This window comes from Oscillospiraceae bacterium, from assembly GCA_025757985.1.
Taxonomy (GTDB): Bacteria; Bacillota; Clostridia; order Oscillospirales; family Ruminococcaceae; genus Gemmiger.
In genome coordinates this window covers 2,592,820-2,610,094 of sequence record CP107210.1, presented here as the reverse complement: position 1 = coordinate 2,610,094, position 17,275 = coordinate 2,592,820, and the positions used below count along the sequence as shown (strand labels likewise).

The window sequence follows — 17,275 nt, the reverse complement described above, 5'->3', positions numbered from 1 at the left end:
GCTTCCCCCGAAGGGGAAGCCATTTACCGGTTTTCTCTCTGGTAAAACATCGTGCCGGCGCCTCGGTCACTGAACATTTCCAGCAGGATCGAGTGCGGCATCCGGCCGTCAATGATGACCGCCTCATGCACGCCCTGACGGATAGCGTCCGCCATGCCCTCGATCTTGGGCAGCATACCGCCCGCGATGACGCCCTCTGCCTTGTAGCCCTCGATCTCGGCAAGCTCGACCTCGGGGATCAGCGTCGCTTCATCGTTTTTGTCGCGGAGCAGGCCGACAATATCCGTCATGCTGACGAGCTTTTCCGCGTGCAGCGCAATCGCAATTTCAGCCGCCGCCGTGTCGGCGTTGATGTTGTAGGGCACGCCGTTCTTGTCCATGCCGACCGTGGCGATGACCGGGATAAAGCTGTCCGCCAGCAGGTGGTCGATCAGCGTTGTGTTGACCCGCTCGATCTCGCCAACAAAGCCGAGGTCGGCATCGGTTTTGCGCCGACACATGATCATGTGGCCGTCCATGCCGCAAAGGCCGACACCACGCCCCTTGAGCAGCGCAACAAGATCCTTGTTGACCTGCCCGGCCAGCACCTGCTGCACAATGCCCATCGTTTCGGCATCGGTATAGCGCAGACCGTTGACGAAGCGGGATTCCTTGCCGACCTTTTTGAGCATATCGTTGATGGCCGGCCCGCCGCCGTGTACCAGCACCACGCGCACGCCCAGCAGCGTCAGCGTGACAAGGTCGTTCATGACCGCAAGCTTCAACTCATCGTTGACCATGGCATTGCCGCCGTACTTGATCACCAGCGTCTTGCCGTGGTATTTTTGAATATAAGGCGTAGCCTCGCTGAAAAGCAGGGCCATTTGTTCGTTTTTCATACTTTCCTCCATCCCCTTCTCCTAAGCCTTCCCCTTTGGGGGGAAGGTGGCCCCGCAGGGCCGGATGAGGGGCAAGCCTGCCGCGATTGCCCATGAGCGGGTTGCAGCAGGAAGTTTGCCCCTCATCAGTCACCTTCGGTGACAGCTTCCCCCCTTGGGGGAAGCCTTTTGCGTTAGGTTCGATAATCCCCGTTGATCTTCACATAGTCGTAGGTCAAATCGCAGCCCCAGGCCTTGGCGGTGGCGCTGCCGCTGCCAAGGTCTACAAGGATGTCGATCTCATCCTCCTGCAGCACCTTGGCGGCCTCGTCCTCGCTGTAGGGGTGGTAGGCGGCGTTCTCGCAGACGAACACCTCGCCCGTCTTGCTCTTGAGCCGCACCGAGGTCCGGCTGATGTCAAAGTCCCCCGGCGTGTAGCCGATGGCGCAGAGCACGCGGCCCCAGTTGGCGTCCGCACCGAACATGGCTGCCTTGAACAGGGTCGAGTGGATGACGCTCTTGGACACCGCGCGGGCGGTCAGCAGGTCGGGCGCGCCGGTGACGGTGCATTCCAGCAGCTTGGTCGCACCCTCGCCGTCCCCGGCCAGTTCACGGCTGAGCTGCTCGGCGGCCTCGGTCAGCGCGGCAACGAAAGCATCATAATCGGGCGTACCGTCAACGATTTCTGCACCCGACAGGCCGGACGCCAGCAGCAGCACCGTGTCGTTGGTGGAGGTATCGCCGTCCACCGAGATCTGGTTGAAGGTCGCGGGCACCACGGTGGAGAGCGCCTTCTGCAGGGTGGCCGGCTCAACCTTGGCATCGGTCGTCATAAAGAGGAGCATCGTGGCCATGTTCGGGTGGATCATGCCGGAACCCTTGGCGATGGCGCCGATGCGCACCGGCTTGCCGTCCACCGTGAACTCCAGCGCAAGCTCCTTGGGGTGGGTGTCAGTGGTCATAATGGCGGTGGCGGCGTCATGGCTGCCTGCCTCATCGGCGGCCAGCTTGGCGGCAGCCTCGGGGATGCCCCGGGCAAACGGCTCGATGCTCATCTCCTGCCCGATAACGCCGGTGGAGGAGGGCAGCACATCCTCGGCGCGGATGCCGAGTGCCTCGGCCACAAGGCCGCAGGTATCCCGCGCAAGCTGCAGGCCGTTCGGCGCGCAGGTGTTGGCGTTGCCGCTGTTCACAACGATGGCCTGCGCGTAGCCGTCCGCAAGATGCTCACGGTCAACCGTGATGGGTGCGCCGTAGACCTTGTTGGTGGTATAGCAGCCCGCGCCCGCGCAGCGCACCGATGCCTTGATGAGTGCCAGATCCTTTTTAGCGTGGTTGTGGCGGATGCCGCAATGCACACCCGCTGCATAAAACCCCTGCGGCGCACAGATACCGCCGGGAATAGATTTGAAGTTGCTCATTGTATGTACCCCTCTTGCTATTTTATATCGAACTTCAAAAGCCTTCCCCCTCGGGGGAAGGTGGCCGCAGGCCGGATGAGGGCAAAGTCCGCCATTGCCGCCCGTAAACGGGTTGTTCCGGCAAGGCCGCCCCTCATCAGTCACCTTCGGTGACAGCTTCCCCCTTGGGGGGAAGCCTTTATCGCGCCAGCCCTTTCGTCTCCTCCAGCCCCAGCATCAGGTTCATGCACTGTACGGCGGCGCCGGAGCTGCCTTTTCCCAGGTTATCAAACAGGCTGATCAGCTGCAGCTGGGTGCCGTCCGGGTTGGGCAGGCAGAAGATCTCCAGCGTGTCCTTGCCTGCAAGCTTGTTGGCAGCCAGAAAACCGCCGTCCGTTCCTTCGCCGAGCGGATGCACCCGTATCATCGCCTGCCCTGCGTAGTAGTCGGCCAGCGTATCGGCCACCGCCTGCGCTGTGATGCCGAGCGCCGCCAGATCCAGCGGGATCATCGTCTCCATACCGGCGTAGTAGTCGGCCACGATCGGCACAAAGTTGGGCGCGGTGTCCAGCCCTGTGACAGCGGTCATCTCCGGCAGGTGCTTGTGGTGCAGCGCCAGCCCGTAGGGGCGCGGGGCGTTCAGCGCCGTGTTGACGCGCTCGCCCTCGTACTCGGCAATCATCTTTTTGCCGCCGCCGCTGTAGCCGGTCAGGCTTGTGACCGAGAGGTGCGCAGCCGTGGGGATAAGCCCCCGCTCCACCAGCGGCGCAACGGGTGCGATAAAGCCGGTGGCATGGCAGCCCGGCACGGCGACGCGGGCGGCGGCAGGCAGCGCCGCGCGGGTGCCGTGCAGTTCCGGCAGGCCGTAGACCCAGCCGGGCGCTGTGCGGTGCGCCGTGCTGGTGTCGAGAATCCGCACATCCTCGCGCACCAGCGGCATGACCTCGCGCGCGGCGTCATCAGGCAGGCAGAGGAAGGAGAGATCGCTCTCATTGATGACCGCCGCCCGGGCGCGGACATCCTTGCGGTCTGCCTCGGAAATTTTCAGAATTTCAAATTCATCCCGCTCCGCCAGCCGGTCCGCGATCCGCAGCCCGGTAGTGCCGGAACTTCCATCCACGAAAATTTTGTACTTTCCCATACTTGCACCCCTTACCTTATAAAGGCTTCCCCTTGGGGGGAAGCTGCCGCCCGCAGGCGGCTGATGAGGGCAAAGCCTCCGGCAGCAACCCGTAAAACAGGCAATTGCAGCAAGGTCTGCCCTCATCCGGCCTCGCAGGCTCGGCCACCTTCCCCCGTGGGGGAAGGCTTTTACAGCTTCCCCTTCACATCCGCAACCTGCTTCAGCACGCTCGCCTTCGTCGGGCCGCCGTAGCTGGTGCGGCCCTCGCAGCAGGTCGTCAAATCAATGGCAGTGTAGACGTCATCTTCAAACAAATCGCTGTACTGCTTAAACTCGTCCAGCGTCAGCTCCTCCAGCGTCTTGCCCTCACGGATGCAGGCCGCCACCATCGTGCCGGTGCATTTGTACGCATCGCGGAAGGGCATCCCCTTCTTCGTCAGGTAGTCGGCGCAGTCGGTCGCGTTGATAAAGCCCTTGGCGGCGGCGCGGCGCATGTTGGCGGGCAGCGGGGTCATCGTCGCCAGCATCGGCGTGACGGTGCGCAGGCAAAGCTCCAGCGTGTCCACCGCGTCAAAAATGGCCTCCTTATCCTCCTGCATGTCCTTGTCGTAGGCGAGCGGAATGCCCTTCATCATGACGAGCAGCGTGTTCAGATCGCCGTAGACGCGCCCCGTCTTGCCGCGGATCAGCTCGGTCACATCGGGGTTTTTCTTCTGCGGCATGATGGACGAGCCGGTCGTAAACGCATCGTCCAGCTCAATGAACTTGAACTCCCAGCTGCACCACAGGATGATCTCCTCGCTCAGGCGGGAAAGGTGCATCATGCAGGTGGCCATGGCGCTGCACAGTTCAATGCAGAAATCGCGGTCGGACACGCCGTCAATCGAGTTGCCGCACGGTGCGGCAAAGCCCAGCTGCTCCGCCGTATAGAAGCGGTCAAGCGGGTAGGTCGTGCCGGCCAGCGCGCCCGAGCCCAGCGGGCACTCGGCGTCCATGCGGCGGGTGGCATCCTGCATACGGCCCAGATCGCGCAGCAGCATCCATGCGTAGGCCATCAGCTGATGGCCGAAGGTGACCGGCTGGGCGCGCTGCAGATGGGTGTAGCCGGGCATGACATAGCCCGCGCCCTTCTCGGCCTGATCGCACAGCACGGTAATCAGTTCTTTTATCTGACCCTCAATATGCTCGCTTGCGGCGCGCAGGTTGAGCCGGATGTCGAGCGCGACCTGATCGTTGCGGCTGCGCCCTGTGTGCAGCCGCTTGCCGGCATCGCCAACGCGGGCGGTCAGCGTCTGCTCCACAAAGGTGTGTACATCCTCGGCGTTGGGGTCGATCTCCAGCGCGCCGCTGTGCAGATCGTCCAAAATAGAGTGCAGACCTTTGTGAATATCGTCCACATCCTGTTGGGAGATGATGCCCTGTCTGCCCAGCATGGCCGAGTGGACGAGGCTGCCCTGAATATCCTGCTCGATCATCCGCGCGTCAAAGCGGATGGAGGAGTTAAAATCGTTTACGCGGCTGTCAACGGCCTTGCTGGCCCGGCCCTGCCAAAGTTGGGGCATAAGATGTACCTCCGTTTTCTAAAGGCTTCCCCCTTGGGGGAAGCTGCCGCCCGCAGGCGGCTGATGAGGGCAAAGTTCCCGGCAGCAACCCGTAAAACAGGCAATTGCAGCAAGGTCTGCCCTCATCCGGCCCTGCGGGCCACCTTCCCCCTCAGGGGAAGGCTTTTGCTTTTTTGTAGAACGCCAAAACCGCCAAAGGGTTGCCGCGCCCCTTGGCGGTTGCTTATTCGGCGTTCGTTCGCTTATAAATCAGTCCTGTGCGGGCCAGTTCTTGGCCAGCTTGGCGCGCTCGGCAATGGGCAGGCCGAACAGGTTGATAAAGCCGTTGGCGTCTGCCTGATTGTAATCATCATCCTCACCGAAGGAGGCCGTCTGCTCATCGTACAGGGTGTACGGGCTGGTGACGCCGGCGTTGATCATGTTGCCCTTGTACAGCTTCAGGGTCACATCGCCGGTGACGGTCTTCTGCAGGTCATCGGTAAAGGCGCTGATGGCCTCACGCAGCGGGGTGAACCACTGGCCGTTGTAGACCAGCTCGCCCATCTTCTGGGCCAGCTGTGCCTTGAAGTGCATCGACTCCTTGTCGAGCGTGATGGTTTCCAGAACATCGTGCGCCTTGTACAGGATGGCACCGCCGGGGGTCTCATAGACGCCGCGGCTCTTCATGCCGACCAGACGGTTCTCGACGATGTCCAGCAGGCCGATGCCATTGGCGCCGCCCAGCTTGTTCAGGTACTCGACCAGCGCAACGCTTTCCATCTCCTTGCCGTCAACAGCGGTGGGGATGCCCTTCTCAAAGTGGATCTTGACATAGGTCGGCTTGTCGGGGGCCTGCTCGGGGGAGACGCCCAGCTCAAGGAAGCCGGGCTTATTGTACTGCGGCTCGAGAGAGGGCTTCTCAAGGTCGAGACCCTCGTGGCTGAGGTGCCAGAGGTTCTTATCCTTGGAGTAGTTCGTCTCGCGGTTGATCTTCAGCGGGATGTTGTGGGCCTCGGCGTAGTCGATCTCCTCGTCACGGCTCTTGATGTCCCACTCACGCCACGGGGCGATGATGGCCATATCGGGGGCGAGGGCCTTGAGGGTCAGCTCAAAACGGACCTGATCGTTGCCCTTGCCGGTGCAGCCGTGGCAGATGGCGTCGGCGTTCTCCTTCTTGGCGATGTCGGCCAGTGCGGCGGCGATGCAGGGGCGCGCATGGGAGGTGCCCAGCAGGTAATCCTCGTACTTGGCGTCGGCCTTCAGGCAGGGCCAGATGTAGTTTTCCACATAGTCTTTCTTCAGGTCCAGCACATACAGCTTGGAGGCGCCGGTCTTGAGAGCCTTCTCCTCCAGACCGTCCAGCTCGGTGCCCTGCCCCACATCGCCGGAAACCGCAACGACCTCGCAGTTGTTGTAGTTTTCCTTCAGCCATGGAATGATGATGGAGGTATCCAGACCGCCGGAGTACGCCAGAACAACCTTTTTAATATCCTTCTTATCCTTTTTCATGATAAAATTCCCCTCTCTGTAATTGTCAAGACCCGCAGGGTGTTGCTGCTTGCTGTGTGTCTTGAATATTTATTCATTCATTGCTGTATATTATACACTCTTTTATACATTTTGCAAGAGGGCAAACCTGCCAAAGGATTTTCTATATTCCGGTTTGTTTTAGGCAGGTTGCTGAATAGTTATGCGTTTATGCAGCGGATGCTTGCAAAAATATACAGGCATGTATGTATACACAGCGCCGATACGGGTATTATAGCACGGTTTTCCGCAATGAGCAACACAAAATTGCAGTTTTCGCAACACATGTGGTACTGGCGGGAAAGCGGCAAAGCCCCTCAGGCCTCGCAGGCTCGGCCAGCTCCCCCGGAGGGGGAGCCTTTTTTGCGCGGGCTTCGCCCGCGTGAAAGCCTCCTCACGCAAGTGGGGAGGTGGTCGAGCGAAGCGATGACCGGAGGGGCTTTACCCCTTCGCCCCCGCCACGAACTCTCTCACCATCCCCAGCTCCTCCGGGAAGATGCAGTTTGGTATCGTCCCCTCGTCCACGGCACGGATGGCCTCGTCCAGATCAAACCACTTCACATAGTCGATCTCCGACCGCTGCACGGTGAAGTCCTCGGCCTCTTTGTCCAGCCAGAGGCAGAACACCCTGCTGACCTGATTGTCCTTAAACGGTCTGCCGTGAAAGACGCTCTCAAAGCGGAAACGGCGCAGCCCGCAGACATGCAGGTCCTGCGGCGCGGCGGTCACGCCCAGTTCCTCCTTCAGCTCCCGCAGGGCGGATTCCACAAACTCATCCCCCGCCGGGATATGCCCGGCCGAGGAAATATCATAGCAGCCGGGGTAGGAATCCTTGGCGGCGCAGCGCATCTGCAAAAGCACCTGCACTGCGCCGTTCTTTTTCCGCACGATCCAGACATGGCTGGTGCGGTGGCGCAGCCCCTCGGCATGGGCCACGGTGCGCGGCACGCTGCGGCCGGTGGGGATGCCGTTTTCATCGACAATATCCAGCATTTCAGGCATGGGGAACACTTCCTTAACAGATTTATTATCCCTTTTATACCACAGTTTCGCCCTTTCCGCAATTTTTTCTTGCATGGCCCGCAAGCGGGTCGTGACGCTATGGGAGCGGGTGCAGGGGTTTAAAAATTCATAATCTTCTTTTATAATAATGATATTGCCGCAAACGGCCACGGGCGGATATGGAATCCGCCCCTACGGTTGCAGGGGGCGGCATCCCCGAAGCCCCGCCGTATCTATAAAAAGGAGAACCCCATGTCCCAGATGACAAAACGCGCGCTGGTCGCATCACTGAAAGAGCTGCTGGCTGAAAAGCCGCTGGACAAAATCACCGTGACCGACCTGACCGAGCACTGCGGCGTGAACCGCATGACCTTCTACTACCATTTCAAGGACATCTACGACCTTGTCGAGTGGGCCTGCATCGAGAATGCCACCCGCGCGCTGGCCGGGCAAAAGACCTATGACACCTGGCAGCAGGGCTTTTTGCAGATTTTGCAGGCCGTGCAGCGGGACAAGGTGTTTTTTACGAATGTCTACCACTCGATCAGCCGCGAGCATATCGAGAGCTACCTCTACCGCGTGACCTACGATTTGATGATCGGCGTGGTGGAGGAGAAGGCTGCCGGCATGACGGTGCGCGAGGAGGACAAGGAGTTCATCGCCGATTTTTACAAGTACGCCTTTGTCGGCCTGACGCTGGAATGGGTGCGCACCGGCATGAAGGAGGACCCCGCCGCCCTTGTGGAGCGCGTTTCGACCCTGATCCACGGGGATATCACCAAATCCCTGAACGCCTGCCGCATCGACAAATAAATATACGCAGACAAAAATCGCCCCCATCCGGTTGCGGCTCCGGATGGGGGCTTGGGGTATCGGTTTGTGTGAGGAGGAATCATGTTCCAGAATCACGGTTGCGGCTCCGTGACCCTGTGCTTATATAGTACAGGGCAACTGCTAAAAAACTATGTTTTTCGTATGAACATTTTGTAAATTACGCCGCAGTGCCGTTTCCCCGGGAAATGCCGGTTCCCTATTCCCTCTGCGGGGGGGCTTGACACAGCGCGGGGGCTGTCCCAATCGGACAGCCCCCGCATTGTGTTCTGTTGCTTAAATCACGTTGTATTCCTTCAGCAGCTTCTCGACCTCGGTGCCCTCGATCTTCTTGAGGGCCTCCTTCATGGCGAGCTTGCCGACCAGCGGCATCTCCATGTCGGTGATCTTGCGGCCGTCGCGCAGCTTGACGGTGGCGTCCAGCAGGCAGCGGATGTCATAGACGCTGCCCCAGACCTCGGGCACGCCGCGGTCCACATTGAGCAGGGTGTAGACAGCCTCCATGCCGGTGCGGATGGAGTACTCGGTCGTGAAGATCGTGTCGCGGGCGGTCTCGGCAAACTGGCCGAGAAACGCAAAGTTCACAGCGCCCTCGGGTACGATGTCGGGGCGGTCGCCGGCGGCGCGCGGCATAAAGAACGCGTCAATATACGGCATCATGCAGGGCACGGTGTTGGCGCTGTTGGTCGCCATATCCTCGATCTGATCCTCGGGCACACCGATGTGGTACAGCCACTCCATGCAGATCTCCTTGCCGGTGCAGTCGCGCATCGGCTTCTTGATATAGTCGCCGGGCTTATCGGTGAACAGGCCGTAGACCCAGACGCAGAGCTGATCCTTGGGCTGGTCGCGGAACTGCTGCTGGCGGTTCAGCGTCCAGCTGAGCAGCCAGTTGGAATCGGTGACTGTGACGATGCCGCCGGTGACGACCTTGCCGCTGAACGGGTCGCGCTTGCAGATCTTCTTGATATAGGGCACGATGCGCTGATCCAGCGTTGTGATGGTGGCACTCATCCAGTTGGACAGCTCAGGGTCATAGCAGAACTTGTCGGGATGGCCGAAGCTCGGGTCCTGCGCGGCGATCTTGCGCCACAGGTCCCAGCCGCCGCCCTCCTTCAGCTCAGGCTTGAACTCAGCGGGGATATCTTGGCTGCCGAGGGTCGAGTTCTCGACACAGCCGCCGTTCGTGATAAAGACGAGGTCGTTCTCGGTCAGGTCGATGGACTCTTCCTGCCCGTTGTGGAGGATGTCAATGCGGGTGGCCTGCTTTTTGCCGCCGGCACAGTCGAAGGCGATGTTCGTGACCTTGGTGTCGTAGTGGAACTGGACGCCGAAGCCCTCGAGGTACTTGACCATCGGCAGGATCATCGACTCATACTGGTTGTAGCGGGTAAAGCGCAGCGCCGTAAAGTCGGGCAGACCGCCGATGTGGTGGATGTAACGCTGCAGATAGCGCTTCATCTCCAGCGCGCTGTGCCAGTTCTCAAAGGCGAACATCGTGCGCCAGTACATCCAGAAGTTGGAGTTCAGCACCTCATCGTCAAAGAAGTCGGTGATCTTCTTGTCGTACAGCTTCTCATCGGGGGACATGAACAGGTTCATGATCTCCATGGCGGCCTTGTCGGACAGACCGAACTTGCCATCGGTGTGGGCATCCTCGCCGCGGTTGCGGGTGGCGCGGCAGAGGCTGTAGTTGGGGTCGGCCTTGTTCAGCCAGTAGTACTCATCCAGAACGGTGTGGTTCTCGTCCTCGATGGAGGGGATGGAGCGGAACAGATCCCACATGCACTCAAAGTGGTTGTCCATCTCACGGCCGCCGCGCATGACATAGCCGATGTCCTGATATTTGTAGCCATCGCAGGCACCGCCGGGGATGGGGTCCTTCTCGAGAATATGGACATGCTCGCCCTTCATCTGGGCATCGCGGACCAGATAGCAGGCCGCAGACAGCGCTGCCAGACCGGAGCCGACCAGATACGCGGACTTGCCGTCCACACCGTCCGGCTTTTTGGGCGTTGCAAAGGCTTCATAGTTACCGCTGGAATAATACATAACGCTACCTCCTGTAGTCATACGGCGCGGGCCGGTTTCCGCCGGGCCGTTGTACCGTTTGTTGTTTGGTATGGCTTTAGTATACCCACGCCGCGCCCCGGTTACAATCAGCAAAAAATCCCGTTTGATAAGAATTTTATCAAACGGGACGAATTGTAAAGATTATGACCAATCTGTGACCGCCGGGGCAGGCTTACCGGTGCTTTGACCAGGCTGTGGCAAAGCCAACAAGCCCGGCGCAGAGCGCGGCGGCCAGCGCCTCCACGGGGAAGGCATCGCCGGTCTGGGGCAGGGCGGGTGCGGCGCTGCCCTTAGCCGTGCGTGCCGCCGGGGCGGCGGTGTTCTTGGCGGGCCGCGCCACGGTGGTTTTCGCCTCTTCCGCGGGCGGGTCATAGCGGTTGGTAAACTTCACGCTATCCGCCTTGGCGGTTTCGCCGCTGCGCACCGCCCACAATTCCGTATTCAGGCCTCCGTCGGGACGGCCCGTCACGCGGACGGTCACGGTGTAGCTGTGGGTGTCGTACACCGTATGCGGCCGGCCGCTGCCCGCCTGCGTGACGGTGTAGCGGTAGTCCCCCGGCGCATCAAAGGCAAAGCCGGTAAAATACGCCGTGCCGCTGCTCTGTATCGTCAGCGATGCCTGCGCCGGGGCGGGCGCAGCGTCCAGCGGCGTGATGCTCACCACGCAGGCGGCATCAGCGGCCGTGCCCTCGGTGTACACCGTCACGGGCAGCACCGCCCCCGCGCGCGCCGCAAAAACCGGCAGCGGGCAGCACAGCGCCAGCAGCAGGGCCGCTGCCGTCAGCCAGCACCGCAGGGCCGTTGTGGCATACCTCATTGCATTTCATCTCCTTTTTCAACAGGGTGCAGCCACCCGAACACCACCACCCGGCCGTTTGTCTCGGCCCCGGCGCAGGTGGACAGCGCAAGGATGCCCGCCTGTGCATCGGCGCTGCTGGGGCGCTGCTGCACGGCGTTGGCCGCCAGATAGTCCAGCAGCGGCTGCACGCCGGTCTGGTACCGCGCGGGGTCATAGACGGCGCTGTCGTAGGCATCGGTACACAGGCAGGCGAACAGCTCCACGGTGTAGGCCGCATCGGGCAGGCTTACGCTGCCGGTCGTGTGGGCGGCAAAGAAATCCGCCTGCGCAAAGGCGGCCACATCGCCGAACATTGCGCCGTTCTCCATATGGTGGCCGTACATAAGCGTGTAGGGGTCGGTCAGCCCGGCGGCGCAGCGGCTGTCGAGAAAGACCGAGCCGGACAGCGAAAACGCCCCCGTGACATCGCGGTTGATGTAATCCATATTCGTGGCCCCCTGCACAAAGGGGTAGTCGATATTCGTGCCGTCAATGGTCAGCCAGCCGCAGACATCGGGGTTGCGGGCCTGCAGCTCGGCCAGGGTGGGGTTGTCCGCCGCCAGCACGGCGGGCTTGTAGTGCAGCAGCTCCGCCCCCGCAAAGGCCCCGCGGCTGACGGCAGCGTCCTGCCAGAGGGCAAACCCGCCGAAGGTGAGCAGCACCAGCATAAGCAGCCCCGCCGCCGCGCTGACGGCCGCGCTGCCCGCGCGGGCCAGCCGGGCCGCCGCCCGCAGCATCAGCGGCCGCGGCGGCGCTTGCGGAAGAACACCGCGCCGCTGCCGGCGGCCAGCGCCAGCATGGCACCGTAGGGCGCAGCATCCAGCAGCAGGCCGGTGGGGGCCGCTGCCTCGCGGGTGTTCGTCACGGTGATGTCGGCATCCGCAGCCGTCATGGCGCGCTGCGCCAGCGTGCGGGTATCCTCCACCGTGCCGGTGGGTGTGGCCCAGTCGGTCGTGTACTTGGCGGCATCATCGCCGCCCTCCGCGATCGTGTAGAGGGCGCCCTCCGGCAGGCCGGTGACCTCGATTTTCTGATTCGCGCGGATCGTCTCGGTGATGGTTGCCTTGCCGTTCGCATCAAAGCTCAGCACCGTGCCCTCCCCGGTCAGCGCGCCCCCGGCCTCGCCGGTGCGGACCGTCACGGACGCCATGTGCTTTTCGGCATCGGGGTCCTGCAGCGTGAGGGTAAAGTCAAAGCTGTCGCCGTAGTCGGCAAAATCACCGGCCAGCCTTTTGGTCAGCGAGAGCGCGTAGGTCGTGTAGGTGTTTGCGATAAAATCCACCTTGTCCCCGCCCGCCAGCGGTGCCAGCGCGGCATAGTCGATCTTAAAGCTCGTCCCGTTGGGGTCGGCGGCGTCCGCATTGACGACACGGGCCTTCAGCAGGTAGGCGGGGGCGGCGGTCAGCCCCGCAATGCCGGGGTCACGCTCGGTCAGGCGGTAGTAGTAGACGCCGGGCTCGGTAAACTTTGTCATATCGAACTGCACGGTGACATCGCTCTCGGCGGCAAGGCTGCCGTCAGTCCCCCGGGCAAAGACCGCCGTGACGGTGGGGCTGGCCAGCTGGTCGGTGCTGCCGAGCGCTGCGCCCTCCTCCGGCTGGCCGGGCAGGTCGCCTTCCTGCGCGCCGGTCCCATCGAAGGTCATCGTGCCCAGCACGCCGCCCGCACCGGCGGCATCGGTCATATCAATGGCCTTTTTAAAGGTGACGCTGGCATCGCCGGTGGGCAGCCGGTCGGCGGCAAGCGCCGTGGTGGACAGCGCCCCCGCCAGCAGGGCCGCTGTGAGAACTGCAGAAAGCTTCTTTGCGTTCATAAGTAAGGTCTCCTCTCCAATATGTGTGGGGGTCGGGTCATATCCCGCTGCGGCGCAGCAGGGCGATGACGCGGCCGCGTATCTCGCCGGTGCGGACCGGGCCGAACCACCGGCTGTCGCGCGCACCTGCGCGGGCATCGCAAAGGATAAAATATTCGCCGTCCGCCAGCGTCAGGGGGTATGGTACGCCGTTGTCATAGCGGGGCGTCTGCTCGTAGATGTCCGGCTCCGCCACCACGCTGCCGTTGATGAGCAGCAGCGCCGTGTCGGTGACCTCCACCGTATCGCCGCCGCGGGCGGCCACCCTGCCGGTATAGCGGGTGCCGTCCTTCTCAAAGACGACCGTCTCCCCCGCCGTATAGCGCTGCGGCAGGCGGTAGTACAAAAGCAGGTCGCCGGGCTTGATATGGGGGTGCATCGTGTCGTCCGGCTGGATAGCCAGCCCGAACACCACCCCGAACAGCACCGCCAGCAGCGCCGCCAGCACACCCGCCCGCACCAGAAACTCCCGTATCTCCGCCCATGCGGCGCGGCGGTCCTCCTGTGTTTCCAGCACTCACACCCCCCTTCGGCGGCGGAGCAGCGCACAGACCAGCGCCGCCGCCACTGCCGCCAGCGCAGGCGCAGCGTCCCGGCGCAGCCCGGTGGGCGGTACGCCGTCCTTGTTGTTGCGGCAGGTCAGCGCCGTGTCGCTCTGCCCCACCGTGCCGGTCCATTGGCCCCCCTGCGTCACGGCGGTGCCGTCGGCAAAGCTTGTCTCGTAATCCGCCAGCGCCTCCTCGCTGACGGTCAGGGTCTGCCCGGGCTTGAGATGCCCGATCGTCACGCTGCCCCGGTGGGGGATCGTGAAGCCCGCCGCCGTCAGCGCCGCACCGCCCGCAGCGGTCACGGCCGCGCGGTCGGCTGTCACCGGCACGCCGTCCACAGCCGCCGTAAAGGCAAAGGCGCGGCGGGTATCGCCGTAGCCGCCCGTCACCTGCTTGGTGATCGTCAGGCTGCGCCACGGCGCGTACCGGTTTGTGATGACGGCCTGTGCCGTGGCGCCGGTCGTCACCTCCACCTTCGTCTGCGCCTCGGCGGCCGTTGTCGTGCAGTAGGCGCTGTCCAGATCGGGGTGGTCGGTCTCGGTCACGGTATACTGCCCGGCGGGCAGGCTGCCGATCGTGACGCTCTGCAGCCCGCGCAGCCCGAAGCGCAGCGCGCCGGGCGCAGCAAGGGTGCGCGTCTCGGCCGTGCCGTCCGCATAGGTCAGCGTATAGCTGCCGGCGGGCAGCTCGATCGAAAAGGTGTTTGTAACGGCGGCGGCCTCGGTGCGGTAGGCGTCCTGCTCCACGGCCTTTGTCAGCTGCAGGCTGCCGCTGCCCATGACCGGTGGCTCCGGCTCGGTGCTGAACCAGACCTTGTCGAGCAGATTTCCCTCCCGCCGGTCCCCGCTTGCGCAGGACAGTGCGAGAAAGAAGAACCGGCTCAGATACTGCCCCGCCGCCACCGTGTAGTCGCCCCGGTGGGTCACCCAGGCGGTGTTGCCGTCCGTCATCTCCCCACCGACCATAAAGCTGCGGATCGTGACCGGCTGGCCGTTGTAGTCCACCGTCCGGTCCAGTGCGCTGCGCACGCTGCCGCCGGTCATATCGGCCGAGGCCTGCGTCAGGATCTCGGTGATCTGCTGCGCCACCGCGACCGGCGCGATGAGCAGCGCCATTGAGTCACTGCCCGCGCGGCCCCGGTGCGCCAGCGACCAGTGCAGCGTGGTGCCGGGCACGGTCAGCACATCCTGATACAGTGCGCCGTAGGCCTGGCAGTTCAGCTCGGCAAACTGGCTGCCGTCATAGGCACCGGGGGTGTGGTAGCAGACGGACGGGTCGTTGGGGTCAGTGCGCAGCTCCCCGTCGATCAGATCGGTGTAGCTGCGGCCTGTGCCGTCCACAAGCTCTATGTAATGGCCGTTGACAAGGCTGCTCCAGTGGGGGGCCGCGCCGGTCGTTCGCCATACAATGGCAGGGTTGGTGTCGGCGTCCGCCGTCTGGATAAAGTGCGACCGTTTGGCCGTAAAGGGGTAGTACAGCGTGCTGCTGCCGGCCACGGCGGGGGCCTCAAAGCTGCCGTTCTGCAGCTGGATGTAGTAGGCCACCCGGGTCTGGGCGGCCGCGGCGGTGCCGTCTGCGCCGGTGACCTCCACTTTATAATAAAGCCTGTCCGCATCGCCGATGCCCGCCACGCAGGAATCGAGCGCCGCGTTGAGCCGCTGCTCGCTGCCCGCCTCGATGTTCCGGCCTGAGCCGGAGCAGATCTGCGGGGTCACGGCCTGCCAGTCAGCCCCATCCCTGCTGCGATACCATGTGTAGACGGCCCCCGGCAGCTTTTCGTCACTGCCGTTGACCTGCGCGGTCAGGCAGCCATCGGCGGCAATGCTGTCGATGAGCACCACCCCGGTCACGGCGGCCGGCTGGGCGGTCATCTCCGGCAGGGCACGCAGCACCGGGGCGCGGGCGGTCTCGGGTGTGGCCGTCTGCTGCGGTGCAGGGGCCGGGGCTTCGGTCGGTACCGCCGTGGGCACTGGGGTCTCGGTCGGCGCGGGGGGCGGTGCCTCGCTTGGCGCGGGGGTCGGCTCCTGTGCCGGGGTCTCTGTCGGCACGGGGGGTTCGGTCGGCTCCGGGGGCGGCTCCGGGGTTGGCTCGGGTGTTGGCTCCGGGGTTAGCTCCGGGGTTGGCTCGGGTGTTGGCTCCGGCGTTGGCTCCGGGGTTGGCTCCGGGGCGGGGGCCTCGGTCGGCGCCGGGTCAGGCGGGGCCTCGGCGGCCACCGCTGCGGGCAGGGGCGGCTCCTCCTCCGCAAAGACTGCGCTGGCCATACCCGCCGCCATACAGCAGGCCAAAAGCACAGCCAACAGACGCTTTTTCATAGGCGTATTCCTCCTTTGCACAAATTCCTGCGCGGGCGGCTTGTCCATTGCAGGGATCGTCTTGGAGTATACAGGCCCGCCCGCGCAGAAGGCGTCGATAGCGGGAATCCGCTAAAACCTTACGCGCCGCGCCTTATTTCCACGCGGCGCGCAGGGCGGCGGCCTCGCTCTCGGCCAGTGCGGGGTAGTCGGGGTTGTCAAACAAGCTGGCGTAACGGTACAGCCCCACGCCCGTGATGCCGCTGTGCGCCAGCAGTGCCAGCTGGTCGGCCAGCGCATGGCCGCTGACCCACTCGCTGCCGCTGTCGGAGCCGTCCCCCGCGCCGATGCGGTAGGCCCCCAGCCCCGCATACAGCTGCACCCCCGCTGCCCGGGGCAGCGCCGCCCATGCGGCCGCCAGCCGGGGCAGACTGTGCGCGGTATCGCCGTCCTTCTCATACGCCTGCCCCCAATAGAGCTGGGGCATCAGGTAGTCCACTGTCCCCTGCCGCAGCCAGCGGGCGGCGTCACTGTACTGCAGGGTGTAGTTCTGCTCGGGGTCGCCCGCCGGGGCCGCGCCGAACCGCACGCCGTACCGCTGCGCCGCCGCGTGGCACAGCTCCATCAGTGCGTTGACATTCTCCCGCCGCCAGTCGTCCAAACGCAGCGCCGTGCCGCTTGCCGCATAGTCGGCAGCGTCAAAATCAGGGTCCTGCACAGGGTAGAAATAATCGTCAAAATGGATGCCGTCCAGCGGGTAGCTGCGGCACAGCTCCTCCACCCCATCGGCAATATACTGCCGCACGGCCGCGCTGGACGGGTCAAGCACCGCGCCGCTGTCGGTATAGCGCACCCACTCGGGGTGAAGGCGCGCAGGGCTTTCGGCACAGAGCGCCGGGACCTGCCCTGCCTGCAGGCGGTAGGGGTTGATCCACGCCTCAAGCTGCAGCCCCCGCGCATGGGCCGCCGCAATCATAACGGCAAGCGGGTCAAACCCGGGGTCCTGCCCCTGCGTGCCGGTACAGATATGGCTGAACGGAAAATACGCGCTGGGGTAGAGCGCATCCCCGAAGGGGCGCACCTGCGCAAGGACAACGGTCGCGCCCAGCCCGGCGATGTCGTCCAGCATCGCCTCCACATCCGCCGCAAAGGCTGCCTGCGTGGAGAAATCGACCTGCTGCCATTCCAGATAGCTGACCCAGACCGCACGGTAGGGCGCGGCAGCCGCAGGCTGTGCCGTGGCCGCGGGCGTTGGGGCCGCAGGCTCGTCCGCCCCGGCCGCCCTGCGCGGCAGTACGGCGAGCGGTGCCAGAAAAAACACCGCCGCCAGCAGCAGGATATACCGGATATATCGCATCGTACCACCCCCTGTCCCACAAATATATGAGCTGC

The 17,275-nt window shown here is 63.5% G+C and carries 14 protein-coding genes; 1 reads left to right on the top strand and 13 read right to left on the bottom strand.

Going from position 1 to position 17,275, the window contains the following annotated elements; all coding sequences use genetic code 11:
* Positions 1-23: 23 nt before the first annotated feature.
* The 6 genes from argB to OGM67_12340 form a co-directional block, all read right to left on the bottom strand.
* Positions 24-878 carry an acetylglutamate kinase gene (argB, locus tag OGM67_12365; protein UYJ34357.1) on the bottom strand — a complete coding sequence of 285 codons (855 nt, stop codon included), beginning with the start codon at positions 876-878 and terminating at the stop codon, positions 24-26.
* A gap of 173 nt (positions 879-1,051) precedes the next feature.
* A complete protein-coding gene (gene argJ, locus OGM67_12360; protein UYJ34356.1) occupies positions 1,052-2,278 on the bottom strand; it encodes a bifunctional glutamate N-acetyltransferase/amino-acid acetyltransferase ArgJ in 1,227 nt (408 codons plus the stop codon).
* A gap of 178 nt (positions 2,279-2,456) precedes the next feature.
* Positions 2,457-3,398: an N-acetyl-gamma-glutamyl-phosphate reductase gene (gene argC / locus OGM67_12355; protein ID UYJ34355.1), complete on the bottom strand. Its 942-nt coding sequence runs from the start codon at positions 3,396-3,398 to the stop codon at positions 2,457-2,459.
* A 170-nt stretch (positions 3,399-3,568) separates the two neighbouring features.
* Positions 3,569-4,942: an argininosuccinate lyase gene (gene argH / locus OGM67_12350; protein UYJ34354.1), complete on the bottom strand. Its 1,374-nt coding sequence runs from the start codon at positions 4,940-4,942 to the stop codon at positions 3,569-3,571.
* A 249-nt stretch (positions 4,943-5,191) separates the two neighbouring features.
* Positions 5,192-6,430 (bottom strand): argininosuccinate synthase, encoded by a 1,239-nt coding sequence (locus OGM67_12345; GenBank protein UYJ34353.1) that lies wholly within the window; start codon positions 6,428-6,430, stop codon positions 5,192-5,194.
* 459 nt (positions 6,431-6,889) lie between these two features.
* Positions 6,890-7,450 (bottom strand): NUDIX domain-containing protein, encoded by a 561-nt coding sequence (locus OGM67_12340; protein UYJ34352.1) that lies wholly within the window; start codon positions 7,448-7,450, stop codon positions 6,890-6,892.
* Positions 7,451-7,702: 252 nt separating this feature from the next.
* On the opposite strand from OGM67_12340, the gene OGM67_12335 reads away from it, so the two are divergent.
* Complete coding sequence (locus OGM67_12335) at positions 7,703-8,263, top strand: TetR/AcrR family transcriptional regulator (protein UYJ34351.1); 561 nt, start codon at positions 7,703-7,705, stop codon at positions 8,261-8,263.
* A 294-nt stretch (positions 8,264-8,557) separates the two neighbouring features.
* On the opposite strand, the gene OGM67_12330 is transcribed toward OGM67_12335, so the two are convergent.
* The 7 genes from OGM67_12330 to OGM67_12300 all read right to left on the bottom strand — a co-directional run bounded on the left by OGM67_12330 (position 8,558) and on the right by OGM67_12300 (position 17,240).
* Positions 8,558-10,333: an oleate hydratase gene (locus OGM67_12330; GenBank protein UYJ34350.1), complete on the bottom strand. Its 1,776-nt coding sequence runs from the start codon at positions 10,331-10,333 to the stop codon at positions 8,558-8,560.
* Positions 10,334-10,526: 193 nt separating this feature from the next.
* Entirely contained in the window at positions 10,527-11,171 is a 645-nt protein-coding gene (locus OGM67_12325) for a hypothetical protein (protein UYJ34349.1), read from the bottom strand.
* Entirely contained in the window at positions 11,168-11,929 is a 762-nt protein-coding gene (gene srtB, locus OGM67_12320; protein UYJ34348.1) for a class B sortase, read from the bottom strand. The genes OGM67_12325 and srtB overlap by 4 nt, the downstream gene beginning before the upstream one ends.
* Positions 11,929-13,005: a hypothetical protein gene (locus OGM67_12315; protein UYJ34347.1), complete on the bottom strand. Its 1,077-nt coding sequence runs from the start codon at positions 13,003-13,005 to the stop codon at positions 11,929-11,931. The genes srtB and OGM67_12315 overlap by 1 nt, the downstream gene beginning before the upstream one ends.
* 37 nt (positions 13,006-13,042) lie before the next feature.
* Complete coding sequence (gene lepB / locus OGM67_12310; GenBank protein UYJ34346.1) at positions 13,043-13,561, bottom strand: signal peptidase I; 519 nt, start codon at positions 13,559-13,561, stop codon at positions 13,043-13,045.
* Positions 13,562-15,904 (bottom strand): DUF5979 domain-containing protein, encoded by a 2,343-nt coding sequence (locus tag OGM67_12305; GenBank protein ID UYJ34345.1) that lies wholly within the window; start codon positions 15,902-15,904, stop codon positions 13,562-13,564.
* A 133-nt stretch (positions 15,905-16,037) separates the two neighbouring features.
* The gene (locus OGM67_12300) at positions 16,038-17,240 is read right to left on the bottom strand and encodes a family 10 glycosylhydrolase (protein UYJ34344.1); all 1,203 of its coding nucleotides are present in this window, start codon (positions 17,238-17,240) and stop codon (positions 16,038-16,040) included.
* Positions 17,241-17,275 lie beyond the last annotated feature (35 nt).